General features: G+C 53.4%; 17 protein-coding genes and 1 pseudogene. 14 read left to right on the forward strand and 4 right to left on the reverse strand.

Annotated elements, in window-relative coordinates; translation table 11 throughout:
• Positions 1-21 precede the first annotated feature (21 nt).
• The 8 genes from cysM (at position 22) to INT20_RS01420 (ending at position 10347) form a co-directional block, all read left to right on the forward strand.
• Complete coding sequence (gene cysM / locus INT20_RS01385) at positions 22-918, forward strand: cysteine synthase CysM (protein WP_193053715.1); 897 nt, start codon at positions 22-24, stop codon at positions 916-918.
• On the forward strand, positions 919-2313 hold the full coding sequence (gene rlmD, locus INT20_RS01390; RefSeq protein ID WP_193053716.1) for a 23S rRNA (uracil(1939)-C(5))-methyltransferase RlmD: 1395 nt from the start codon (positions 919-921) through the stop codon (positions 2311-2313).
• 68 nt (positions 2314-2381) lie between these two features.
• A complete protein-coding gene (relA, locus tag INT20_RS01395; RefSeq protein ID WP_193053717.1) occupies positions 2382-4643 on the forward strand; it encodes a GTP diphosphokinase in 2262 nt (753 codons plus the stop codon).
• Positions 4644-4657: 14 nt separating this feature from the next.
• On the forward strand, positions 4658-5479 hold the full coding sequence (mazG, locus tag INT20_RS01400; protein ID WP_172116415.1) for a nucleoside triphosphate pyrophosphohydrolase: 822 nt from the start codon (positions 4658-4660) through the stop codon (positions 5477-5479).
• 51 nt (positions 5480-5530) lie between these two features.
• On the forward strand, positions 5531-8179 hold the full coding sequence (ppc, locus tag INT20_RS01405; protein ID WP_172116416.1) for a phosphoenolpyruvate carboxylase: 2649 nt from the start codon (positions 5531-5533) through the stop codon (positions 8177-8179).
• Positions 8180-8253: 74 nt separating this feature from the next.
• Positions 8254-8799, forward strand: coding sequence for a DUF924 family protein (locus tag INT20_RS01410; protein WP_193053718.1), 546 nt, complete (start codon positions 8254-8256; stop codon positions 8797-8799).
• 36 nt (positions 8800-8835) lie between these two features.
• Complete coding sequence (gene rluF / locus INT20_RS01415; protein ID WP_193053719.1) at positions 8836-9870, forward strand: 23S rRNA pseudouridine(2604) synthase RluF; 1035 nt, start codon at positions 8836-8838, stop codon at positions 9868-9870.
• 162 nt (positions 9871-10032) lie between these two features.
• Positions 10033-10347: a hypothetical protein gene (locus INT20_RS01420; RefSeq protein WP_172116419.1), complete on the forward strand. Its 315-nt coding sequence runs from the start codon at positions 10033-10035 to the stop codon at positions 10345-10347.
• 77 nt (positions 10348-10424) lie between these two features.
• On the opposite strand, the gene INT20_RS01425 is transcribed toward INT20_RS01420, so the two are convergent.
• The 3 genes from INT20_RS01425 to INT20_RS01435 are packed head-to-tail and all read right to left on the reverse strand — an operon-like array spanning position 10425 to position 12769.
• On the reverse strand, positions 10425-11084 hold the full coding sequence (locus tag INT20_RS01425) for an anthranilate synthase component II (protein WP_193053720.1): 660 nt from the start codon (positions 11082-11084) through the stop codon (positions 10425-10427).
• Positions 11081-12493: an anthranilate synthase component I family protein gene (locus INT20_RS01430; RefSeq protein WP_193053721.1), complete on the reverse strand. Its 1413-nt coding sequence runs from the start codon at positions 12491-12493 to the stop codon at positions 11081-11083. The genes INT20_RS01425 and INT20_RS01430 overlap by 4 nt, the downstream gene beginning before the upstream one ends.
• 3 nt (positions 12494-12496) lie before the next feature.
• On the reverse strand, positions 12497-12769 hold the full coding sequence (locus INT20_RS01435) for a Trp family transcriptional regulator (RefSeq protein WP_087109185.1): 273 nt from the start codon (positions 12767-12769) through the stop codon (positions 12497-12499).
• Positions 12770-13002: 233 nt separating this feature from the next.
• Between INT20_RS01435 and INT20_RS01440 the strand changes: the two genes are divergently transcribed.
• From INT20_RS01440 to INT20_RS01465, 6 genes and pseudogenes are all read left to right on the forward strand, one after another.
• On the forward strand, positions 13003-14889 hold the full coding sequence (locus INT20_RS01440) for a monovalent cation:proton antiporter-2 (CPA2) family protein (protein ID WP_193053722.1): 1887 nt from the start codon (positions 13003-13005) through the stop codon (positions 14887-14889).
• 443 nt (positions 14890-15332) lie between these two features.
• Complete coding sequence (locus INT20_RS01445; RefSeq protein WP_193053723.1) at positions 15333-15965, forward strand: hypothetical protein; 633 nt, start codon at positions 15333-15335, stop codon at positions 15963-15965.
• A gap of 23 nt (positions 15966-15988) precedes the next feature.
• Entirely contained in the window at positions 15989-17920 is a 1932-nt protein-coding gene (locus INT20_RS01450; RefSeq protein WP_193053724.1) for a flotillin family protein, read from the forward strand.
• 136 nt (positions 17921-18056) lie between these two features.
• Positions 18057-22991: a DNA repair ATPase gene (locus INT20_RS01455; RefSeq protein ID WP_226911983.1), complete on the forward strand. Its 4935-nt coding sequence runs from the start codon at positions 18057-18059 to the stop codon at positions 22989-22991.
• Between the two features lie 77 nt (positions 22992-23068).
• Positions 23069-23344, forward strand: coding sequence for a PAAR domain-containing protein (locus INT20_RS01460; protein ID WP_193053726.1), 276 nt, complete (start codon positions 23069-23071; stop codon positions 23342-23344).
• A 630-nt stretch (positions 23345-23974) separates the two neighbouring features.
• Positions 23975-24157 (forward strand): annotated as a pseudogene (locus INT20_RS01465) (IS3 family transposase); the annotation flags it as partial.
• Between the two features lie 348 nt (positions 24158-24505).
• Here the strand turns inward: INT20_RS01465 and INT20_RS18280 are convergent.
• On the reverse strand, positions 24506-25213 hold the full coding sequence (locus INT20_RS18280; RefSeq protein WP_193056308.1) for an RHS repeat-associated core domain-containing protein: 708 nt from the start codon (positions 25211-25213) through the stop codon (positions 24506-24508).
• Between the last annotated feature and the right edge of the window lie 92 nt (positions 25214-25305).

The raw sequence follows: 25305 nt of genomic DNA on the forward strand, positions 1-25305 counted from the left end.
GGTAATGATAAGGAACGTGTGATGAATTATCCCATGCTAGAGGATGTGGTTGGCAACACTCCCTTGGTGCGTTTGAAGCGGATCACTGCTGGGCGCAACAATACGCTGTTGGCGAAGCTTGAGGGCAACAACCCCGCTGGCTCGGTAAAGGATCGTCCCGCGCTTTCGATGTTGAATGAAGCGGAAGCGCGTGGAGAAATAAAGCCAGGCGATACCCTGATCGAGGCAACCTCGGGAAATACCGGTATTGCGCTCGCCATGGCGGCGGCTATCAAAGGCTACACCATGGTTCTGGTGATGCCTGAAAATGCCTCCGAGGAGCGTAAGCAAGCCATGGTGGCTTACGGTGCCACGCTGATTTCTGCCAGTAAGGCCGGTGGTATGGAAGAGGCCCGGGATATTGCCGATGCCATGATTGAACGGGGCGAAGGCAAGCCGCTGAACCAGTTTTCCAATCCAGACAACCCCTTGGCGCACTACCGTACAACGGGGCCTGAAATATGGCAGCAAACCCAGGGGGAGGTTACCCATTTTGTAAGCTCCATGGGCACAACGGGTACTATTATGGGGGTATCTCGCTACCTCAAGGAGCAGAACGACGCTATTCAGATTGTCGGCTTGCAGCCCTCCGATGGCGCCAGCATTCCCGGTATTCGCCGTTGGCCGCAGGCGTACCTGCCCGAGATTTTTGAAGCCCCGCGGGTAGATATTACGCTGGATATTAGCCAGCACGAGGCTGAAAGCAACATGCGCCGTTTGGCCCGTGAAGAGGGCATTCTGGCGGGTGTTTCATCGGGCGGCAGCCTTGCGGGTGCGCTGCGTATTGCTGAGCAAGTAGAAAACGCGGTCATCGTGTTTGTTGTGTGTGATCGGGGGGATCGTTACCTCTCAATGGGCCTATTCGGCCCGGAGCTATAAATGGCCATGCTGGGTAAGCGGCGCCCATCGCGCGCTGCATCAGGCAAATCAGGGCTGGTACGCCAGCCCGCTGCTAAATCAACAAGTGCTTCTGACACGAGTGATGCGCTGGTGGTTGAGCGATTGGCGCATGATGGCCGGGGAGTTGCGCATGACGCCACAGGTAAAACCGTGTTTATTGACCGGGCGCTTCCCGGCGAGCGTGTTGACGCTGCCGTGCATGTCAACCGCAAACGCTTTGATGAAGCGCATGTAAAAGCGCTGCTGCACCGTTCGCAACAGCGCGTTGAGCCCCCCTGCGTTTATTTTGGCCAGTGCGGTGGTTGCCAATTGCAACATATGGCGATTGAGGCGCAGCGCACGCATAAACAAGACGTACTGTGCGAGCTGTTTGCTCGTCAGGGTATTGAGCTTGGCACTCCCCATCTGCTTCATGGTAGTACGGAGCACTATCGCCGCCGAGCGCGACTCGGCGTCAAAATAGATGGGCAGGGTAACGTGTTGCTGGGGTTTCGCGCAGCCCATAGTCATCGGTTAGTCGATATTCATCAGTGCCACGTATTGGTGGAGCCCTTGCAAGCGCTTTTGCCTCCCTTGAGGGCCTTGTTAGCAAAGCTTGAGGCGCCGCGTCTGGTGGGCCACATCGAACTCTTGGCGACCGCGTCGGAATGCGTGCTGTTGGTTCGCCAGTTGAAAGCACATGCGCTGGATGCCGAGCGCTGGCAGGCGTTTGCCAAGCAGCAAGGGGTTGCGCTTGGCGCGTGGCTGGGCCGCGAGTCTGCCTGCCTACACTGGTACAGCGCTGAACCGGTGCTGGAAGAGACCCTGCAGATAGAAGGCCAACCACCGCTCACGCTCACCTTTGCTCCCGGTGATTTTTTACAGGTCAATGCTGACGTCAATCAACAAATGGTGGCGCACGTGGTGAAATGGCTGGCTCCTGCGCCTGGCCAGCATGTTATGGACCTGTTTGCCGGAATGGGCAACTTTAGCCTGCCCATCGCCTCGAGCGGTGCCAGGGTACATGCCGTTGAAGGTAGCGCTTCAATGGTGGCGCGCATCAGCAGCAATGCAGCGCGTAACCGGCTAGAGGTAAGTGCTCAACAGGCTGATTTAAGCGATAGCGCAGCGGTTGAAGCCTTGTTGAAAGCTCAGCAGCACTTGGACGCACTGGTGCTGGACCCACCGCGTAACGGTGCAGAAACAGTGTGCAAGGCACTGGGCCGTTACCCCGTGCCCAGGCTTGCGTATGTGTCGTGTGACCCGGCAACGCTTGCCCGTGATGCGGCGCATCTGGTTCGTGCAGGCTATCGTATTAAGCAAGTAGCAGTGGCGGATATGTTCCTGCACACTGCACATATGGAATCGCTTATGCTTTTCGAGTACGAAGGCTAGTCCGCCTATCGCATCAAGCCACGGTATTCGCCGTCAAGATGAATACCCTGAAGGGATGAGTAAGAGTCATGGTGAAAGTGCGTGAAGACCAGCCGCTAATGGATAGCGGCAGGGTAGACATACAACAATGGTTAACGCGCCTGCAAGAAGATGTGCGTCTAAGTGATCCTGAGCGCCTTATTGAAGCCTGCGAACTGGCAGAGCAACTCGAACGTGAGGCGCCTCGTACTCATCGTGAATGGTTATCTCCTGGTTCAAGCTTTCGTATGGGGCTTGAAATGGCAGACATTTTGGCAGACCTAACGCTTGACCAGGCGACCCTGGAAGCGGCAGTGCTCTATCGCGCCGTGCGCGAAGGTCTGTTGAGTCTGGAGGCCGTTTCCAAGCGATTTGGCAGTGAGGTTGCCAGGTTAATTGATGGCGTCCTGCAAATGGCCGCCATCAGCTATCCACTCGCTCCCAACCACGGTATGGCCCAGCATAACCAGCAGGAAAACCTGCGTAAAATGCTGGTCAACATGGTGAGCGATGTTCGCGTTGCGCTTATTAAAATCGCCGAGCGCACCTGTGCGCTGCGTCAGGTCAAGGATGCTCCGCTTGAAAAATGTCTGCAGGTAGCCCGCGAAGTCGCCGACATTTATGCGCCTCTCGCGCATCGCTTAGGGGTGGGGCAAATCAAGTGGGAACTTGAAGACCTGTCGTTTCGCTATTTGCACGAAGATGAGTACAAGGCGATCGCCAAGCTGCTTGCTGAGAAGCGCCTGGATAGAGAGCACTATATCCACGATGTGGTCGAAACGATTAAAACGTTGATGGAAGCTCAGCATATTACCCATCATGACGTGAGCGGCCGAGCTAAACATATTTACTCGATCTGGCGTAAAATGAAGCGCAAAGGGATCGATTTTTCTGACGTACATGACGTTCGTGCGGTGCGCATTTTGGTGCCAGAAGTCACCGACTGCTACACCGTATTAGGAATTGTGCATTCGCGTTGGCACCATGTTCCAGACGAATTTGACGACTATATCGCCAACCCTAAAAAGAACGGCTATCAATCGCTTCATACCGCAGTGGTCGGGCCTGAGAACAAAGTCCTCGAAATTCAAATCCGCACGTTCGCCATGCATGACGACGCAGAGCTTGGGGTATGTGCCCACTGGCGTTATAAAGGGCACGACACCAACGCGAAAAGCCGTAGCTACGAAGAAAAAATTGCCTGGCTGCGTCAAGTGCTTGAGTGGCAGGACGAAGTGGGTGATTTTGGTGATCTGCGCGAAGGGCTTTCAAGTGACGTGGCCCCCGACCGCAACTATGTCTTTACGCCTGACGGTCATGTGATCGACTTGCCGCGTATTGCCACCCCGATTGATTTTGCGTATCGGGTTCATACCGAAATTGGCCACCGCTGCCGGGGCGCCAAAATTAACGGGCGCATTGTTCCGCTGACCTATGAGCTTAAAACGGGCCAGCAGGTGGAAATTCTTACCGCCACCAAAGCCGGGCCAAGCCGCGACTGGCTCAATCCTAATCTTGGCTATGTGCGCACGTCACGAGCGCGCGCCAAAATTCAGGCATGGTTTAAGCATCAGGCCAGAGGCCAAAACCTGGAAGAGGGCCGGGTACTTTTTGAGCGAGAAATGCGCCGTCTTGATGTCGACCAGTTGGATCTCCCCAAATTGGCCGACGCGGTTAATTATCAAAACGCTGATGATATGTATGCCGCTATCGGGGCAGGCGACCTGCGTATTGGGCAGGTATTGCACCAGGCCCAGCAGTTATTTGGCGAGACTGACGATCAGGAACAGTTGGAACGTTTACTTGCCAAACCGCGCAAGCAGCCGAGCAAACCCTCTAAAAGTGACATTACCGTACTTGGCGTGGGCAATCTTAAAACCAGCATGGCTAACTGCTGCCGCCCCGTTCCGGGCGAGCCGATTGTGGGGTTTATCACCCAAGGGCGAGGGGTTACCGTACACCGTCAGGACTGCAACAATATCCTCCAACTGCGTATGGAAGAGCCCCAACGTATCATCGAAGTAGAGTGGGGCGAACGCGCCCATACGCGTTATCCAGTCACTATCGAAATCCAGGCCTGGGACCGCTCGGGCCTACTGCGCGATGTGACGGGCCTTCTAGGCAATGAGAAAGTCAATGTGCTGGCGGTGAATACGCTAACGGATACCAACGAAGGCATCGCCCGCCTGAGGATTACGTTAGAAGTGGATGGACTTGAATCTTTGGGGCGGCTCTTCTCACGTATTCAGCAACTGCCCAATGTGACCGAAGTGCGCCGCCTGCGAAACGCAGACCCTGAAAAAGGTGCCTAATATGGAGCGGCTTGATGCGCTATGATCTGGATGACCTGCTGACATTAATGCAGGTACTGCGCGACCCCGAGCAAGGGTGCCCGTGGGATATTAAGCAAGGCTGGGATAGTATCGTTCCTCATACGCTGGAAGAAGCCTACGAGGTTGCCGATGCCATTGAGCGGCGCGCCTTTGATGAGCTGCCGGGGGAGCTTGGCGATTTACTCTTTCAAGTCATCTATTACGCTCAGTTTGGTGCAGAAGAGCAGCGCTTTGATTTTCACGATATCGTACATACGTTGACGGCTAAAATGCTGCGCAGGCACCCGCATGTGTTTCCGGAGGGTACGCTTGGCTCGCGTAGGCCGCCAGGTGTTAGCGCTGAAGCGCTACAGACCCAACAGATTAATCAGCGCTGGGAGTCACTTAAGGCGGAAGAGCGCGCCCAACGTGTCATTGAGGCGCCTTCGGTACTTGATGACGTACCTTGCACGTTGCCCGCGTTAAGCCGTGCGAACAAGCTTTCAAAGCGCGCGGCCCGGGCAGGTTTTGATTGGCCCGATACGCAGGGCGTTCTGGATAAAATCCGTGAAGAGCTGGATGAGGTAGAAGAAGCACTGGCGACAGGGGATACACGCCATGCTCAGGAAGAAGTAGGTGATTTATTGTTTGCGGTAACCAACTTGGCCCGCAGCCTGGGTGCTGATCCTGAACAGTGCTTGCGTGGCACCAATCGTAAATTTGAACGCCGTTTTCGCTATGTTGAGCATGCCTTAAACGCGGCCCATAGACCGATAACGGAAGCCTCGCTGGACGAGATGGAAGCTCACTGGCAGGCGGCTAAACATCAAGAATAAAGCATAAATTGATCATTAATAATGACGCGACCCCGCTAGGAGGCCTTGCCAATGAGTCACGACCTGCACGAATCGCTGCGCGATAACGTACGCATTTTAGGAGATAGCCTGGGACGCACCATAGCGGACGACCTGGGACAGGCATTTGTAGATAAAATTGAGACGATCCGAGCGCATGCCAAGCAAGGTCGTCAAGGTGACTCACTCCAGCAGCGCGCACTTATTGAGTATTTACGCCAGTTACCTGAGCGTGACCTGCTACCCGTTACACGTGCTTTTAACCAGTTCTTGAATCTTGCCAATATTGCCGAGCAGCACTATCGCGCACGTTTTCGCCGTGTAGAAGACTACAAACCCGGCACCCAGCCGACTCTCAACGGGCTGCTTGAGCGGGCCCAACTGGCAGGTAATTCACCGCGTAAGCTGGTCGAAACACTCGCCAATATGCGGGTGGAGCTGGTGCTTACTGCCCATCCGACAGAGGTTATTCGCCGTACGCTAATCCAAAAATACGACGCAATTGATGAGTGCCTAACCGCCATCGAAGGTTCTGGCGACTATCCTGAGCGCGGTAAGCGCGCTCACGGGCGGTTAGAAGAACTGATTAGCCAGGCATGGCATACCGATGAAATTCGCCATGAGCGGCCAACCCCGGTTGATGAAGCCAAATGGGGGTTTGCGGTTATCGAGAACTCGCTATGGCAAGCCGTGCCTGACTTCCATCGTGATCTGGATAATTTACTGCTGGATACTGCCGGTGAGCGCCTTCCGCTGGATGCTGCGCCCATTCGCTATGCTTCATGGATGGGGGGCGACCGGGACGGCAACCCTAATGTTACTTCACGGATCACCCGGGAAGTGCTACTTCTGGGGCGCTGGATGGCCGCAGACCTTTACCTGCGCGACCTGGAACAGCTTAAAACCGAGCTTTCCATGTGGAAGGCCAATAGCGCACTTAAAGCAGAAGTGGGCGATGTCGCCGAGCCGTATCGCGAACTGCTTAAACGCCTTTTAGCCAAGGTGGAAGCAACCCGGGACTGGGCCAAGGCGAAGCTGGATGGCCGCAACTACGACGGCGGGCCGATTATTGAAACCCGCGACCAACTTTATGCGCCGCTGCTGGCCTGCTACCGCTCTTTATGCGATGTGGGTTTGGACACCATTGCCAATGGTGCCTTGCTCGATACGCTGCGCCGTGTCGCCGTGTTTGGAGTCACACTGACCAAGCTGGATTTACGTCAAGAAGCCAGCCGCCACGCCCAAGTGATCGAAGAGCTCACCAGCACATTAGGCCTGGGACACTACCAGGAGTGGAACGAAGCTCAGCGCCAGGCATTCCTGCTGGAAGAGCTGGCGTCTAGCCGACCCCTGATCCCACGCCGTTGGGAGTGTTCTGCCGAGTGTCGTGAAGTGCTGGATACCTTTAAGGTCATCGCCCAGGAGCATTCAGAGGCACTGGGTACCTACATTATTTCCATGGCGGGCGAACCGTCAGATGTGTTGACCGTTGCGCTGTTAATGAAAGAGGTGGGTGGCCAAGTCACGCTGCCCATTGCACCTCTGTTTGAAACCCTCAACGACCTGGATCACGCGGGTGCGGTTATCGAACAGCTCCTGTCGCTGCCTGGTTACCGAGCACTGATTAATGACCGTCAGGAAATCATGATCGGCTACTCCGACTCTGCCAAGGATGCCGGGCAACTGGCGGCGGCCTGGGCGCAGTATCGGGCTCAGGAAGCACTGGTGAATGTGTGTGAAAAACACGGCGTTGACCTGACCCTGTTCCACGGCCGCGGCGGCACCGTCGGTCGTGGGGGCGGCCCCGCTCACGCAGCGATCCTGTCGCAGCCGCCGGGCTCGGTAAACGGCAGTTTGCGGGTGACCGAGCAGGGGGAAATGATTCGCTTCAAGTTCGGCCAGCCGGATATCGCGCTGCGGTCAATGGAAATTTACGCTTGCGCGGTGCTTGAAGCCACCTTGCTACCGCCACCGGCGCCTGACCCCCGCTGGCGCGAAGAGATGGATAAGCTCGCCCACATTGCGCACGTCGGTTACGTGGGCGTGGTGCGCGAGGACCCTGACTTTGTGCCTTACTTCCGTGCGGTAACGCCAGAGGGGGCGCTCGGTAGGTTGCCGCTGGGGTCACGCCCCACCAAGCGGCGCCAGGACGGTGGCGTTGAAACGCTGCGTGCGATTCCGTGGATTTTCGCCTGGACCCAAATTCGCCTAATGCTGCCCGCATGGCTAGGCAGTGGCGAAGCGTTCCTGCAGCGCCTGGAAGAGCCCGGCGGACGCGAGCTGCTCCAGGACATGCGCGATCAATGGCCATTTTTTGGCACTTACCTGGATATGTTGGAAATGTTACTGGCCAAAGCTGATGTGGCCATTGCGGCGTACTACGAGCACCGGCTAGTGGATGAACCATCCTTAAAAGCCCTGGGCAAAAAGCTTCGCGAGCGTTTTGAGCGGTTGGAAAACGTGGTGCTGGAAATACTCGAGCAGGATGAGTTGCTTGAGAAGACGCCACTGATCCGCCAGGCCATTGATGTACGTAACCCCTACATTGACCCGCTGCACGGGTTGCAGGCTGAGCTTTTACAGCGTAACCGCGACGCCGATGGTGCGATCAGCGGCGACCTTTCCCGGGCGCTAATGGTGACCATGGCAGGTATCTCGGCGGGGCTGCGCAATACGGGTTAATTAGCGGCAACATTAGAAGTGCGTATACCGCCAGTACGGCTGGCGGCATTTATGTATGTTCTCAGGAGGCGGCAATGAATTTGGATGCTCAAGCGGTGTTGCAGTTCTGGTTTAATGAACTAACCCCGGCGCAGTGGTTTAAGAAAGACGCCGAGATGGACGCCGCTATCATGGCGCGTTTTGGAGAGCTGCACGGCCATGTTGCCCAGTGCGAATGTTATACATGGCGGGATACACCGCAGGGGCGTCTGGCCGAAATTATTGTGCTTGATCAGTTTTCGCGCAATATGTACCGCGATAATGCCCGCGCGTTTGCGTTTGATGCGCTCGCGCTTGCTCTCGCCCAGGAAGCCGTGGCAGCAGGTGCCGACATGGCGTTAACGCCTGAAGAGCGCAGCTTTTTATATATGCCCTATATGCATAGTGAATCGAAAACGATTCATGCCCAGGCAATGGTGCTGTTCGACCAGCCTGGGCTTGAAAACAATCTTGATTTTGAAGTTCGTCATAAGGCGATTATTGACCGCTTTGGTCGTTACCCTCATCGCAATATGCTATTGGGGAGAGCGTCCAGCGATGAAGAAATCGCCTTTCTAGAACAGCCTGGCTCCTCTTTCTAGCGGCGCTTTTATCCACTTTTAGCCTTACGGCGTGTTATGTCATTACGAAAATCGACTCGAATCAATAAATATATTAGTGAAAGCGGCCTTTGCTCGCGCCGTGAGGCAGACCGCTATGTAGAGCAGGGCAATGTCTGGATCAACGGCCGTCGTGCGACAACCGGTGACCAGGTAATGGCTGGTGACCGTGTAAAGGTGAACGGTCAGGAAATTGAGCCCCAGGAGGAAGAGGACTTTATTCTGATTGCGCTCAATAAGCCTGTCGGTATTGTGAGCACGACTGAATCGAGTGAAAAAGACAATATTGTTGAGTTTGTAAAGCATGGGACACGTATTTTCCCCATTGGTCGGCTGGATAAAGACTCCCAAGGGCTGATCTTTTTAACCAATAATGGGGATCTGGTTAATAAAATTCTCCGTGCCAACAACAATCACGAAAAAGAGTACCAGGTAACGGTTAACAAGCCGATTACGGAGGAATTTGTTGAGGGGATGCAAAAGGGTGTGCCGATTCTTGGCCAGGTCACCAAGAAGTGCCAGGTGAAGAAAGTGTCCACTTTTGTGTTTACTGTCACGCTAGTGCAGGGGTTAAATCGTCAGATACGCCGGATGTGCGAATACTTCGGTTATGACGTTACCCAATTAATACGCACGCGGATCATGAATGTGTCTTTGAAGGGGCTGGCACTGGGTGACTGGCGTGATTTAACGCCCAAAGAGGTGGAGACCATCATTGCCCTGACGGAGAGCGCTGACAGTAGTGCAGCGCCTCCTAAACCGGCTAAGCCGAAAGCCAAGCCTCGGGTACCTAATGGGCAGCGTCCACGTAAGGAAAAACCGGGAGCAGGGGAAAAATCCGCTAGCGCTGGCAAAGCGGCGGGCAGTAAAACGCGCTCAAACACCAAGGGCAAGCCCGGTACTTCCAAAGCTCACCCTAATGCAAAAACCGCAGCAGGGGGAAAATCTGCAGCCCAAGGCAAGCGTAGTAGTAAGTCTTTTGGTAAAGGGCAGCCCGGGGCAGGTAAACCAGCCGCGCGAGGAAAAGCGCCGCGCCCCAAAACGAAACGCTAGGCTTTTTAAGCGCTTGCATGGATTAGCCAGGAAACATTCAAAATAAGCGAAGGAGACTTGGGAATCAAAAAATTGCGATAAGGTAAAGTTGCTGAAAACACCTTGTCCCTTCGTGAAAGTGCCAACTAAGGTATTGATACTTGGATATCATTGGAGGACCTTATGATGGCAGAGCATAATCTTCAAGATGCCACCGTTTATACCCAGGACGGTAGTGCGCTAGGCACGGTTTCAGATGACAGTGCTGAAACAAAAGTTGAGATACTCAAGGCCGGGGGAAGCCGTATTTGGGTCGAACGGCATGACCTGAAAGAGTGTGATGGTCAGTGGACACTGGCTGAAAACTACACGGTTTACTCGGCTGATAACGTCAATGGCGACTGGACGGAAGGAGGGGTGGACGACACGGTTGATGACACCTTTCCAGCCAGTGATCCGCCCTCATTTACATTAGGCGATGAAGGTAAGGGGCGTTAAACCTCTCGCCAACATTAAAAAGCGGGAGACGTCATTAAACGGCCTCCCGCTTTTTTTGTGGCGTGTTTTAAGATGAATTATGCCAGCAAGAAGTTGGCAATCAGCTCTTTACCCCCTTCGGTGGCAAAGGATTCGGGGTGAAACTGAATGCCGTGGATCGGATAGTCGCGGTGTTTGACGCCCATCAGCTCGAACTCCCCAGCGGCTTCCCAGTGCTCTCGCTGTTCAAAGTGGGCCGCCTCCAGGCTACCCACCGCAGCGGTCACTTCCAGGCAGTCGGGTAGCGAACCTGCATCAGCAATTAGCGAGTGGTAGCGCATCACCTCAAGCTGGTCCGGCACGCCTTTAAATACCGACTGCTGAGTATGCGTAACGGGGCTGATCTTGCCGTGCATGGGAAGCGGTGCTTTCACCACTTGGCCGCCAAACACATGAACAATCCCCTGCATCCCCAGGCAGACACCTAACAGCGGAGTGGTCTTCCCCAGCTCTTTGATGACCTCTGCGCAGACGCCGAAGTAGCGTGGGTCGTCTGGCGAGCCAGGCCCCGGCGAAATAATAATACGGTCCGGCGCCATCGCCACAATATCGGTAAATTGAATCTGGTCGTTGCGCTTTACCACAATCTCAAAATCATTGACCGCGCCACGGTTTTTTTCTGTGGTGAGAATCTCGCCAATAAATTGGTACAGGTTGTAGGTGAACGAATCGTAGTTATCGATGATTAACACTTTCATGCCAGGCTCTCCGAATCCATAAAGGGGGCTAAGGCTTTACGCGTGCCGGCAAATTTACGGCGTATTTCTTCATACTCATCGGCGGCGTTACTATCAAACACGTTGCCACCACAGGTCTGCACATAGGCCCGCTCGCCGTTGACAAACACGGTACGAATCGGGATCGCAAAAGTGCAGTCACCGTTAAACGAAAACTGGCCAACCGCGCCGCCGTAAGGGCCCCGGCCATCGTTTTCCAGGTCATCGATAATTTTCATGGCTTCAATTTTGGGTGCACCGGTAAGCGTGCCCGCAGGGAAGTTGCTGGCCAAGGCGCTAAACATGTCTTCGCCCTCGGCAATAATGCCGACGATTTCGCTGGAAATATGTTGAACATGGCTAAAGCGCTTAATGTCCATCAGGCTGCGCACCTTGACCGTGCCAAACTGGGCAACCCGACCAATATCATTGCGATGTAGATCAACGATCATATTGTGCTCGGCAATCTCTTTAGGATCGTTAAGCAGGGTACGGGCCAGCTGAGTATCTTCCTGGGGCGTTTGGCCTCGGGTGGTGGTGCCTGCCAGCGGGAAAGTTTCCATTTCACCCTGGCGCAAGCGGAAGAGAAGCTCGGGACTTGCACCGACCAGCTTCTGATCACCAAACTTCATGTAGTACATCTGAGGGGAAGGGTTAATCGTGCGCAGCTGGTCGTACAGAGCGACCGTATCGCCCTCGATACGAAAGCGCTTTTTAAACCCGACTTCACACTGGAACACCTTGCCGTCGATAATATCCTGCTTGACCTTGGCGACCGCTGCGGCGTGTTCTGCTTGGCTCATGGTGTCGCCAAGCGCGGTAATTTTCAGGTCGTCGCTCTCGATATCCTCAGCGTCGATAAGCGTTTGCAGGAAATCAGAGCGGCTATGGTCGTAATAGAAGTAGGTTACCTCGCCGGTCATCTTATCGAGGATAAGCCCATCTTTATAAAGCCCAAAGCGAAACGTATCGAAGTCATCATTGGCTTTTAAGGAAAGCGTAGGCTCGAAATACTGCATCGCATCGTAGCCTAAATAGCCGCTTAGCCCACCGGCATATTTTCGCGAAATAATATTTTGCGGGATCAGGCTGCGCAGTAATTCATAAGGATTATCGCTTGAGTAGTGCTCGGCCTTGCCTGCACGACCCTCGATGGTCAGCGTTTGGCCATTCGCGTAAATGGTATATTCAGGATCAAATCCAATGATTGAATGACGGGCGATGTGGCTGTCTTCACCCAGCGATTCAAGCATGTAACAGGTATCGAACTGCTTCTCTATTTTTTTGAATAGGCCAAAAAAGTCACAGTCTGCGGCAAGCGTTACGTAGTGGGGCTTACGCGACAGAGTAAACGGACGCGGGCTAGCATCTGATTGGGCGTGGATAGTCATGATTCAGCGATCCAGTAATGAGTGAGAAGTGCCTAGCGCGCGCGAGCCGCGAGAAACCGTCGCAATGCCGACTCCCAGCAATTCAGCAATTTTGCGGTGTGGTACGCCATCACGCAGTAAATTAAAAATCTGCAGGCGTTTGCTGATTTCCTGGTACTCTGCAGGCGTCAGAAGGCTTTCAAGTGCTTCATTCATGGCCTCAGAACTATCAATGGCCACAAGGTAATTAATCAATTCAGTTTGGTAAACATCATCGGTAGAACTGGATATAGGCATGCGCGCACCAATAGTTGAATGCCGTACTAGTGTACTAGTGTACTAGTACGATATATTGGTTGGCGAAGAAGTCAAGTCGTTCGAGGGGCAAGTCACTCAAAGAGCAAGTCGTTCGATGGAATAGCCCTACGAGTAATTTGGTGCAGCAAGGGCAGGGCACTGGCGTATCAAGTGCGAAGCATTAACGGGCGCTCATCGTCTAATATAGCGATATCTCGTTTAAGGAGTGCGGTATGACGGCCTATTTTATTCAAGCATTTATCTACCTTTTGGCGGCAGTCATTGCGGTGCCACTGGCCAAGCGGCTGGGTTTGGGGTCAGTGTTGGGCTATCTTATTGCCGGGGTTACCATTGGCCCGGTATTTGGCTTGGTCGGGCAGGAAACCAACACCATTCAGCACTTTGCCGAGTTTGGTGTGGTCATGATGCTGTTTCTGGTCGGTATGGAGCTTGACCCCAAAAGCCTTTGGGCGATGCGGGTTCGCTTGGTCGGCCTTGGTGGCTTGCAAGTAATCATTACCGCAGCGGCAGGTACGCTGATTGCCTGGTGGTTAGGTCTGGTATGGCAAACCGCGCTAACCGTCGGGTTGATTTTTGCGCTCTCTTCTACCGCTATTGTGTTGCAAACCCTCAATGAAAAAGGCCTGGCGAAAACCGAAGGCGGGCGTAGCGCGTTTTCCGTTCTGCTTTTTCAGGATATAGCGGTTATCCCGATGCTGGCGCTTATTCCGCTTTTAGCACTGCCCGAATTAATGGGGGCACCAGGTGGTGAGCCCGACCATGGTAGCTTCAATTTGGTCGCGCACCTGACTGGCTGGACCCATGCGCTAGTGGTGGTAGGCTCCATTGCTGCGGTGATACTTGGTGGGTATTACCTGGGGCCGTTGCTCTTTCGTTATGTGGTGGGCGCAGGGCTTCGTGAAGTATTTACCGCCACGGCGCTGATGGTGGTTATCGGTATTGCAGCACTTATGAGCCTGGTGAATTTATCGCCAGCACTGGGGGCATTCTTGGCCGGTGTCGTGCTTGCCAACAGTGAGTTTAAGCATGAGCTGGAAGCCAATATCGAGCCCTTTAAAGGTTTACTGCTGGGGCTATTCTTCATCACTGTTGGTGCAGGCATTAATTTCGATGTGCTGGCGGCCGAGTGGGCCACCGTCGTGTCGTTGGGTATTGCCGTCATTGCTGTTAAAGCGGTCGTGTTATTGGCGCTTGCCTGGTTGTTCAAGATCAAGGGAAGCAACTTTTGGCTCTTTGCGCTGAGCCTGGCCCAGGCGGGCGAGTTTGGCTTTGTACTGCTGACCTACAGCGTACAAAGCAGCGTGATACCAGCAGATACCGCGCAAGTGCTCTCGCTGGTCGTCGCCCTTTCAATGTTTTTAACGCCGCTCCTGTTTATTGCTTATGACCGCTTGGTGCTGCCGCACTATCTGGTTGCAAAAGAGGGCCGAGATGCCGATGCCATTGAGGAACAGGCGCCCGTTATCATTGCGGGAGTAGGGCGCTTTGGGCAAATCATCTGCCGCCTGCTGCGGGCCAATAATATCCCGATGGTAGTGCTTGATCTTGAGCTGGAGCAGATCGAAAACTCTCGTCGAATCAATATTAAAAGCTACTTCGGCGATGCCAGCCGTTCTGACCTGTTGGAAAGGGCGGGGATTGAAAGCGCCCGCCTTTTGGTGGTCGCCATTGATGATCGTGAGCGTGCTGTACAGATGACTCAACACGTAAAACACTACTATCCCAACGTGTGGGTGCTGGCGCGCGCTTTTGACCGTGGGCATGGTTATCAACTGCGTGAAGCCGGGGCCGATGATGTGGTGAGTGAAACGTATCATTCCGCACTAGAGCTTGGCGGCCATGCACTATCGGCCATGGGCGTACATCCCATGCGGGCCAAGCAAATGACTTGGTCATTTGTACAAAATGAAGAAGCCCATGAAGACGAACTGTTTGAGGCTTGGAAAGAGATCGAAGGCGGCATCAGCTTTAGCCCGCGTTATGGTGAGCTATTTATGAAACTGGAGGAGTCACTGAATAGCGCGATGCAGCAGGACTGGCAGGAACCCAAACGTGAGGATGTGCCGATTTGGACAGCACCCGATAAAAACGAGCATTAAGATAAGCGAAGAGACAGTAATACCCCCCATTTTAGAGGAGTTCAAAAGTAGGGATGGTCTGAGTAATTGCTAGTATTCACCCACTCTCATTTGAGTAGGCAAAAAAATGAAAATTCAGATGCAGTTGACGGTGGCATATTATCGCTGATGTCAGATACTTTTTTAGAGTCTCTTTAAGCCAATCTCTTTGTAAGACATTCGCTATGGCATTTGTAAGCAATATCGCAAATAGCCACTGATTTGTTGATATTAATAAGCATTCCTGTAGTTTCGTCTGGTCGATTTTAGGGGGTGTTCAGCGTTTGCTGTTCGGATTGGTTGCCTGCATTGAACAGTGCGATATCGTTTCCGCTTTGCACTGCCCTTACCGATACGAAAAGGATTTATTAGAGCGGCATCGCTTGGTGGTGGCGCTTACGCTCTGTTTAAGGAATCTCAGGCACATGCCTCTATTTTTTTCTATTATCACTGGTTTTCCAACCGTCATTTTTACCGTGCTGTTAAGCATTGCCGTTATTTATTGGCTTATTTCGCTATCCGGTATGGTCGATAGTGATGTGCCAGAGGGAGACTTGGGCGGTGATGGCGCCATGGGGGTCGGCGGTTTGCTGGCAACGCTGGGTCTTCAGGGTGTACCACTGCCGTTAGTGATTACGCTCGTCGCTTTAGGCGGCTGGTTATTTAGTTATTTTGGTGAGCTTCTTTTAGGCGCACACCTTAGTCCTGGTTTATTACTTTGGCTTTTTCATATTGTCTTACTTCTGGCTAGTTTTGCCATAGGCATCTTCGTCACCTCTTTTGTGGTTCGCCCTTTACGCCCTCTATTTAAACCTGCCCAGCATCTGTCTGCTGAGAAGCGCTTAACCGGTACGCTGTGTACAGTGCGTTCTGGCAGTGTTGATAGAGCGCGGGGCCGAGCCGATGCCTATATCGAAGGTGACCACCTGATATTACAGATTCGCAGTGATACGCCCTTAGCGCGCGGCGACCGCGCCATTCTAATTCACTATCTCGCCGACGAAGACGCTTACTGGGTAATGCCTGAGAAAGACTTTAAAACCGGCTTAGCCGATTAACTGCTTGGATGTAGGAGAAGAAAATGGACTTATCGTGGGTTATGCCGCTGTTAGTAGGCATTGGCGTTATTGTCGTCGCTATCATGGCGCTCTTATCACTGTTCAAGGCGTTTTACCGCAAGATTGATCAGGGCGAGACGCTGATCGTCAATGATCTCTCGACGACACCTAAGGTGTATTTCACCGGCGCGATGGTACTGCCGGTTATTCACCGTGCGGAAATCATGAAGATTTCCGTCATCACCCTTGAGCTAAACCGTACCGGTAAAGAGGGCTTGATCTGCCGCGATAACTTGCGCGCCGATATCAGCGTTGCCTTTTATCTGCGCGTGAATGCGACCGCCGAAGATGTGCTGCGGGTAGCCAAGTCGGTGGGCGTGAATCGGGCGTCTGACCGCGATGCAGTGAATGAGCTGTTCAATGCCAAATTCAGCGAAGCGTTAAAGACCGTCGGTAAAAAGATGGACTTCATGCAGCTGTTTGATGAGCGCCAGCAGTTCCGTGATGCCATCGTCGAAACCATTGGTCAGGATCTGAACGGCTATGTGCTTGAAGATGTCGCGATCGACTATCTGGAGCAGACGCCTAAAAACTCGCTTGATCCACATAACATTCTGGATTCTGAAGGTATCAAGTGCATCACCGAAATTACGGCGAAGCACAATGTTGAAACCAACCGTTTGGAGCGTGATCAGGAACTCGAAATTCAGCGCAAGAATGTCTCGGCCCGCGAAGCAGCGTTAGAGCTTGAGCGTACCCAAGCCGATGCGGAGGCTCGTCAGCGCCGTGAGATCGAAAGCCTGCGTTCGCGTGAAGAGTCAGAAGCCGAGCAGGTGCTTCATCAGGAGCGTTCCAAGAGTGAAGCGGCGCGTATCAAGACGGATGAAGAGCTGGCGATTGCCGACGAGAACAAGCAGCGGCAGATTGAAATGGCCTCCAAGGCGCGCGAGCGTGCCGTACAAATTGAGGAGGTGCGGATCCGTCAGGCCAGAGAGCTTGAAGACGTTAACCGCGAGCGCGCGGTAGAAATTGAGCGTATCGGCATGGAAAAAGCGCTGGAAGAAGAGCGCAAAGAAATTGCCGATATTACCAGCCAGCGTATCGCCGTTGAGCGGAATGTGGCTGAAGAAGAAGAGAACATCAACGATGTGCGCAACCGCGCCGAAGCCGAGCGTAAGAAAGTCACTAGCCTGACGGCGGCGCAGGCGGTTGCCGAAGAGAGCAAGCTCAAGGAAGTGCGCGCAGCCGAAGCGGCGTTTGAGCGTTCTAAACTTGAAGCCGAAGAGACCATCATCCGTGCTCAGGCGGAGCTGGATTCTGCCGAGAAGCGCGCTGCGGCCGAAGAGAAGCAGGCACGTGGTCAGCAGGCGTTGCTGGCAGCAGATGGTTTGGCCGAAGCCCAAGTACTTGAAGCCCGCGCTCACGCCCAGCGTAGCGAAGGCATGGCCTTGGCCGAAGTGAAAACCGCGACGGCAAAAGCCGATGAAGATGCAGGTATGGCGGAAGTGCGCGTGCTTGAACAGCGCCTAGAAGCGGAAGCAATGGGCGAAGAGAAGCTGGGTACCGCTAAAGCCCAGGCCCGTGAAGCGATGGCTAAGGCCGAAGCGAACGGCCTGGTCGAGAAACTGCGTGCTTACGACAACATGTCTGAAGAGGCGCGCCACTTTGAAGAATTCCGCATGAACCTGGAGGTTCATGAGAAGGAAGTCATGGCGCAAATTGAAGCACAGCGCACGGGCATGCTCGAAAATGGCAAGGTCATGTCGGCGGCTCTGCACAACGCCAAGTTCGAACTGATTGGCGGCGACGGCGATATCTTCGAAAAATTTGCCACCGGCCTTGGCTATGGCAAGACGGTGCAGGGGGTACTCGACAAGTCCCCGGCGCTTCAAGCCACGCTGGCAGGCCTTGCCAGCCGTGCTATGGGGTCGAGCAAGTCCTCGGAATCAGCCTGATAAAAGAGGCGGCTCATCAAGAGCCGCTTTGCTTGGCATGATGCAGCCGAATAACCCGTAGCCTTCCCAAGACCGCATGTTCATCACGCTGCGGTCTTTGCTATTTCGCTTGAGCACTTTTTTCAGGATGAACACTATGTCGAAGGACGCTATGTCGAAGGAGCCGTCGTCGGTCGAGAATATTGTTAGAGAAAGCACGGCATTCGAGACCATTCAACGCCGCCTGAGAACTCAGGGCAGTGAGCTGAATACATCCGTCGGTCAGTTGAACGAAGCGCGCGCAGACGTTTTTGGAAGCAGCAGCATGGCGCTGTTAGGCCGTGCCCGGGTGCGTACTGAAAACAACGCTATCGCTCGCGACATGGTGCGCATTGGTGACCAAATTTTATTTGGGTTCAACGTGCAGTTGGGGCTACGTAAAGCCTTGGATGCTAACGATATTTTTTCGCTTTACCATCTCAAGGACGATGAAGACGGATTAGAGCTGACAGAAGCGCCTCTCACGGACAGCTTTTTAACCGATGAGCAGTTCACTCGGGACTTTCGGGAACTGCAGCAGTACTACAGTCACGCCACGCTGGTGCAGCTGGTAACGCTAAATAACAAACTGCTGATTGCTTTTCAGATTGGTGAAAAGCTCAGTGATGTGCGGGTTTTTCGGTGGGAGTTGACGGCTCAGGGTGAGGTAAGCCGTTATATCGATAATCGCGGTGAACGCGATCTGGTGTTTCCAGAGCGGTTCGCTTTTGCCTGGCAAGAGGCGGGGCGCGATTTGCAGGAGCAGGGGCGCGCGCCTCACCTGAATATTCTTGATGCCGTGTTCGTGGATAATCTGCGCGGTAACATTACATTCAAAATCGAAAATAACACCAGTAGCGGCGAAGGCATCTTTACCGATCCGGTCGACTCTGACTCCCAGTCCCTGGACGATGCCACCTTTGAATACGCCGACCTGGGCGCGGTATTGCTTATCCGCATTCTGCCTTTTAGCGAAAAGCAGTGGCGTTACTATCTTTTTAACCGCGCTGAGCAACACGTTAAGCGTGTCGATGCCATGGCGGGGTCGGTGATTGAGCTGCCGGAAAATCATGGCCTGATTTTCCCATCGGGGTTCTACCTGAATACGGGCGAATTAACCACCTATGAAGTGCCTGAAGAGGATCTACGTTTCAAGCGCATGGTGCGCTCGCCTAATGGTGAAGATGTTCTTTACGTCTTCTATGCACCGCAAACCGGGCAGGTGGTGCTGTACCGCTATAACCTGATTCGTAAACAGGTGGATGCACCGATGGTTGGCCACGGAGTGGCACTGCTTGAAAACGGACACCTGGCGATATTCTATGCCGAAGAAGAGCCGACGCTGGTTCATCCCATCCAGGTCTGGGCCACGCCGTTTATGTCGGAGCGATTCCATGCGCAAGACGCGGTGCGTAACGATACGCCGCTTGGGCGAATCGGTAACCCGGAACTGGTGCGCGGTATCGCTGAGCTCAACAGCATCGTTCAGTTATCCAGCGAACAGCAGGCGACCGAGCGGCATTTCAACGCCATTATTCGCCGCGTCGACCGAACGCTGAATCAGTTTTACTGGATTGGCGAACCTGACTTTAGCGCTATCCATAAGGCGCTCGAACAACTCAAGCATACCGCTGAGTTGATGCTCGACGAATACGAAAAAGTACAGGCTATCCGCGCTCAGACCGCTCAAGCGCTTGATGAGGTAGGTAAACAGCAGGCCGATTTACTGCGTGAGCTGAAACCCAGCAGCTGGAAAGCGCCCGATGTCTTCGTGACCTATCTGAAGCGGTTGCGCGATCATCGTGGGCGGTTAATGGCGCTGCGAGAACGTCGTTACCTTGACGAAGAGCGCCTGAAAACGCTGGAACAAGCCTTGGACAAGGCTGAAGCATCGCTGACACAGCAGACCTTTACCTTTCTGGCTCAGCCTGAAGCGCTGGATGGCTACCGTGAAACCCTGGCAGAGCTTAAGGCGCAGGTGGGTGAGGCAGAAACCCGCCAGCAGTTGGCGGAATATGTCGCGCGTTATCGTGAGCTGACCTCAGGACTGGATATGATCCAAGGGCTGCTGTCTTCCATGTCGGGGGGCGATGCCATTGAGCAGACGCGCATTACCGAAAATATTTCGAGTATTTATGCGTCTATTAACCAGCAGCGTTCCGAAGCGGAGATTCGCCTGCGCGAGCAGGGCAGTGCCGAAGCCCAGGCGCAGTTTGCAGCGCAAATCCGTCTGTTCGAGCAAAGCCTTGCCAATGGGGTAGGGGCGTTACGCGAGCCGGACGATTGCGACCAGCTAATGACCCGTATGCTCGACCAACTGCAGGAGCTGGAGAGTCAGTTCGGCGAGTTCGATGAGTTTCTAACCACGATTCTTGAACAGCGTGAAAGCGCTCATGAAAGCATCGAAGGGCGGCGCCAACAGCTCCAGGATGAACGCCAGCGCCGTGTGTCCACCTTGGCCGATGCCAGTCAGCGCATTCTATCCAACGTTACACGCCGCACGGAGCGCTTTGAAACGCTGGAAGAGTTGCATAGCTTCTTTGCCGCCGATGCCATGGTGGGAAAAGTGCGCAGCATGGTGGATGAGCTGCGCAATATAGGTGCCAACCTTGAGGCGGATGATATCGCCGGGCGGTTGCGTGCGTCGCAGGATGCAGCGATGCGCAGTGTGCGAGACCGTGCCGATATTTATGAATCCGGTGGCAACGTCATTCGCTTGGGGCCGCGTCATCGTTTTAGTGTTAACCAGCAGAACCTTGATCTGACGCTGGTGCCCCGTGATGAGCGCATTATGCTGCATCTGACGGGTACTCAATATTACGAGCCTCTTGAAGATCCCCGCCTAACGGAGCTGCATGATTACTGGAACATGTCGCTGCCTTCGGAAAGCCGCGCTGTCTATCGCGCTGAGTACCTCGCCTATCTGTTTATGCAGACGCTGTCGACGCCGGGGGCCAAGCAGGTCAATGTCGAAGATATTGAAGAACTGCAGCGAAAAATCGCCAATTTTGCCTCCCCACGCTACCGAGAAGGCTATGAGAAAGGCATTCATGATCATGATGCTGCGCTGATCGTGCGTACGCTGTGGCCTGCGCGCCAAAGCGCGGGGCTGCTTGGATTTGGACCGCTGCCCAGGTCGTTGGCGATGCTCTTTTGGGCGGGTCGTCTGCGCGATGAAAACGCTGCGCGCAACCTAAGGGCACGCTGTCTGTCAGCCGGTATTTTGTGTCGGATCATGGATAACGACGATTTGATTCACGCCTTGATGCAAGAGGTTGAGCCGCAGTTGGAGGCGTTCCTTAAGACGCATCAGCTTGCTTACTCACCGAGCCAATTGGCCAGTGCCAATGAGTATCTAGTGCGCCAACTGGCAGAAGAGGGCGAGAGTTTTCCGGTTACGCAGTACGCTGCCAGTTTGGTGGAGAGCTTTATCACCACTATGCAGCGCCAAGGGCACTATGCGCATTTTCAAGAGGCATTGGCCGTTGTCACGGGCCAACCCGGCGCACGTTGGACGATCACATCGCACTGGCTTCAAGCCCATGCCCGGCAAGCCAAACAAGAGGCATGGCTGCATTACCTGCCCGAAGCCATTGCCATGCTCAACACCGCTGACCGGCTTAAAAGTGTTCCGCACAGCGTTGAGCTAGCCTTCACCGTTGAGGGCCTGCTGGGCCAGCACGAGCGGCTTGGCCAACAGCAGCTGGCGTTACAATTAGATGATTTTCAGGAGCGGTTACGTCACCACCAGCAGGTCGTTATTCGAGACTGGTCAGCGCTTCAAGAGCGGCGTCAGGGTATCCTCCGCGAGCAGCGCGAGCGCTTACGACTAGAAGAGTACACGCCCAAACCGCTCAACTCCTTCGTGCGCAACAAGCTTATTACCGAAAGCTACCTGCCGATCATTGGCGATAACCTTGCCAAACAGATGGGCACCGTGGGGGATAACCGGCGTACCGACAACAGCGGTCTGTTGATGATGATTTCTCCGCCCGGCTACGGTAAAACCACCTTGATGGAGTATGTTGCCAACCGCTTGGGGCTGATCTTTATGAAGATCAACTGCCCAAGTCTTGGCCATGATGTTACTTCGCTAGATCCTGAAGCTGCTACGCACTCCACTGCCCGCGCTGAGCTCGTTAAACTCAATTTGGCGTTTGAGATGGGTAATAACGTCATGCTCTACCTTGATGATATTCAGCATACACACCCTGAATTTCTACAGAAATTTATCTCACTATGCGATGGCAGCCGACGCATTGACGGTATATGGAACGGGCGCACCAAAACCTATGATATGCGTGGAAAACGCTTCTGTATCGCCATGGCGGGTAACCCATATACGGAAAGCGGGGATGTCTTCAATGTGCCCGATATGCTCGCCAACCGCGCCGATGTATATAACCTGGGTGACGTGTTAAGCGGTATGGAGGAGGTGTTCGCGCTCTCCTATATCGAGAACTCGATGAGCGCCAACACGGTGCTGGCGCCGCTGGCAACACGGGGGCTGGACGACTTCTACCGGTTTGCTGATGTGGCTGCAGGGCGCGAGGTTCCCAGCACCGATTTTGAACACGATTACAGCGCTGCTGAGCGTGAAGAGATCGTAGCCGTGTTGAAAAACATGTTCAAAGTGCGCGAAGTGGTTTTACGCGTCAATCAGCAGTATATCGCCTCCAGCGCCCAGGCTGATGAGTACCGTACCGAGCCTCCTTTCCGGCTTCAAGGCAGTTACCGGAACATGAATCGTCTGGCAGAAAAGATATCGCCTATTCTCAGTGAGAGTGAGCTTGAAGCCATCATTGACGACCACTACGTAGGTGAAGCGCAATTGCTCACTCAAGGGGCTGAAGAGAACCTTTTAAAGCTGAAGGAGCTGCGCAATACGTTGGACGACGAAGAGCGCCAACGTTGGGAGAGCATCAAGCGGGAGTTCCAGCGCCGACAGTTAACGGGCGGAGACGAGGAGACCGGTGCTCTGGTAGTGCGTCAACTGAGTTTGATTGCTGAAGGCATTGGGCAGTGGGGAAAGGCAAGGCCGGAGGAGAGCTAATGTCACTTAACCGTTTTACCTATACGTTTTTCTATTAGATTTAATCAATAAACGTCACCCTCGTCAGGAGCTCTATCATGAGTGGAAAGCCAGCCGCACGTGTTACTGATATGACCTCATGCCCTATACCAGGGCATGGCAAAAACCCATTGGTAAAGGGCTCGCCGGATGTTTTTTATGACAGTTTGTTTGCTGCAAGGCTAGGCGACGAATCCGCATGTGGCAGCCCAATTACTCAAGCAGTTTCATCCACCGTATTTGTCAACGGAAAACCCGCCGCGATGTTGGGTAGTGCTGGCTCCCATGGCAATACCGTTATCACCGGTTCAGGAACGGTCATTATTGGTCAATAACCGTCTCTTTAGGTAGAAGTGCTTATAGCGTTTTCGGTATTGGTCAGTGAACCTCAGAGTCTACAGTGACCGTGAAAAAGCTTAGTTTGGCGGCGATAGTGGTTAGTCAGGTGAAGTATTTCATTTCCCGTGTAAGCTAAGGCAAGGTAGCGCTCTTCCTCATCGAACAGCCTTACCACGGTCTGTTCCGGCGGCAAGTGGGCATAGTCTGGCCGATGGCAGGTGTCGGCCGCTCAACCAAAAGCCGTTGGTCTTCGCGAAGTTCACCATTGCGCGCCCACCGTTGATATGTCCGAGCACTCATGCCCAGTTTGCGGCAGGCGGCCGCTAAACGTGCACCTTGAGCACGGACATTATTGATTAGCGTAATGGCATATCGGCGATCAGGGGTGCTAATTATTCGTCCTCGCCCCCACCAGACCGCCGCTGCTTTTTTTCGCAGCGTTAACAAGACAGCTGTTTTGGCTAACGCACTGGGCTTACGAGTCAGTTCTTTCTCCAGTACTTTGATACGTTTGCGCTACTGTTTGATCTGTCTTACGCTGGCGTTCTGACTGTGACAGACAGGCCGCCTGATCAATGTTTAAGAAAGAATATCAGAGGGGGCGACACTTATCCTGACACCGGGGGACGCCAGCAGAACGCCATCAAGGTCTTGATAAGGATATTCTGGCCAAACGTCATGCCTTGTATCAGCAGGCCCGAGCCGCACAACCGGAACGTTGGTCAAAAGAGACGAGAAAATGGCAGCCTGTTGGGCCAGTGACACTCAACCCTGAAAGGCCTGAGGTAGCGCAGAAGGAAGCTGCATAAATGAATGGTCTACGCGACAACTACGTTGACAAACACCGCAGGGCTGCAACTGTTTATTGAATCCAAGTTTTGAAGCTATCATAGCTTATCTATGAATCCTGAAGATTGCTGACAGTCTTCCAGACATATACTGCACAAATAATTACCATTATATAAATCAAAATTACTGAATAAGTTGTTTTTTCAAATAACAGCTCGCCATCTACCGCTCCTCCAATTAGAAATATGAAAAAAACATCGCTGAGTAGGATAGCAAAGTTATATTTTTACCTAGTCTCCTTGCATTTTCTTTTAGCAATTTAGCTATCAAAAAAACCATGAAAGATATAATTGACAATATAACGTCTATCATCTCTGGTACTCCTTGTTACTTTCCATATAATTATTAATTCCACTAAAAATGCCCATGCCCGCAGAGCCAGCTTCAATAGTTAGACCCGTTGTAGTTGCGCTTTGATAAGCTGGAATGAAGTCTTCAGGTAATCTTCGAAATAGCTGAAAAGTTCCAGGTTTCTGTATCGGCCTTAGAAGCCCGCCAATAGAAGTACCTAAATTCGCCCCATCTATGGCTAGATTTCCCCATTGTTCGCCCAACTGCTTGACGGCTGCTTCGCGTGCAAAACCTCTCCCATTTTCAGAGAAACCTTCTTGAATATTACTAACGCCAAGACCTGCAATAGGCGTGCCCGCTACACAACCTACTACTGTCTTACAGAGAGCCCCTCCCAATAAGACTTGACCACCGCCACCAACAACGGTAGCGGTACGTGTCAACACATCCATACCCTCGTCTCGGATGAAGCGAGGTATCATTTTAGAATGAAACTTGATGGCTTCCCAAGCATTTAACCCTAGCGGATCCACCATCCCTGTTGGATTCGCCACATATCCATACAAATTAATCCCACCCAACAACCCAGTCGGATCTTGGCTAATAAACCGCCCCTGTTGCGGGTCGTAATACCGGTGGCGGTTGTAGTAGAGCCCGCTCTCTTCATCGTGCCACTTTCCTTGGAAGCGAATCGGCTGGTTGGTATTGCCGCGCTGATGTTTCACCGCCGCCCAGTCGTCAGGCTGAGCCTGCCATTAAGTTTTACTGTTAGCATGACTGAGACAAGCATGGTTTTAGTAAGCTACTAGCTTATTAG

Source organism: Halomonas citrativorans (assembly GCF_014898005.1).
GTDB classification, from domain to species: Bacteria; Pseudomonadota; Gammaproteobacteria; order Pseudomonadales; family Halomonadaceae; genus Vreelandella; species Vreelandella citrativorans.

Excerpts from the sequence above, each read along its gene's own strand:
- INT20_RS01460 (WP_193053726.1), top strand. The coding sequence starts at position 23,069 with ATGAGTGGAAAGCCAGCCGCACGTGTTACTGATATGACCTCATGCCCT.
- INT20_RS01440 (WP_193053722.1), top strand. The coding sequence starts at position 13,003 with ATGACGGCCTATTTTATTCAAGCATTTATCTACCTTTTGGCGGCAGTC.
- INT20_RS01445 (WP_193053723.1), top strand. The coding sequence starts at position 15,333 with ATGCCTCTATTTTTTTCTATTATCACTGGTTTTCCAACCGTCATTTTT.
- ppc (WP_172116416.1), top strand. The coding sequence starts at position 5,531 with ATGAGTCACGACCTGCACGAATCGCTGCGCGATAACGTACGCATTTTA.
- INT20_RS01430 (WP_193053721.1), bottom strand. The coding sequence starts at position 12,493 with ATGACTATCCACGCCCAATCAGATGCTAGCCCGCGTCCGTTTACTCTG.
- INT20_RS01410 (WP_193053718.1), top strand. The coding sequence starts at position 8,254 with ATGAATTTGGATGCTCAAGCGGTGTTGCAGTTCTGGTTTAATGAACTA.
- rlmD (WP_193053716.1), top strand. The coding sequence starts at position 919 with ATGGCCATGCTGGGTAAGCGGCGCCCATCGCGCGCTGCATCAGGCAAA.
- INT20_RS01425 (WP_193053720.1), bottom strand. The coding sequence starts at position 11,084 with ATGAAAGTGTTAATCATCGATAACTACGATTCGTTCACCTACAACCTG.
- INT20_RS01450 (WP_193053724.1), top strand. The coding sequence starts at position 15,989 with ATGGACTTATCGTGGGTTATGCCGCTGTTAGTAGGCATTGGCGTTATT.
- INT20_RS01435 (WP_087109185.1), bottom strand. The coding sequence starts at position 12,769 with ATGCCTATATCCAGTTCTACCGATGATGTTTACCAAACTGAATTGATT.
- relA (WP_193053717.1), top strand. The coding sequence starts at position 2,382 with ATGGTGAAAGTGCGTGAAGACCAGCCGCTAATGGATAGCGGCAGGGTA.
- INT20_RS01420 (WP_172116419.1), top strand. The coding sequence starts at position 10,033 with ATGATGGCAGAGCATAATCTTCAAGATGCCACCGTTTATACCCAGGAC.
- mazG (WP_172116415.1), top strand. The coding sequence starts at position 4,658 with ATGCGCTATGATCTGGATGACCTGCTGACATTAATGCAGGTACTGCGC.
- INT20_RS01455 (WP_226911983.1), top strand. The coding sequence starts at position 18,057 with ATGTCGAAGGACGCTATGTCGAAGGAGCCGTCGTCGGTCGAGAATATT.
- rluF (WP_193053719.1), top strand. The coding sequence starts at position 8,836 with ATGTCATTACGAAAATCGACTCGAATCAATAAATATATTAGTGAAAGC.
- cysM (WP_193053715.1), top strand. The coding sequence starts at position 22 with ATGAATTATCCCATGCTAGAGGATGTGGTTGGCAACACTCCCTTGGTG.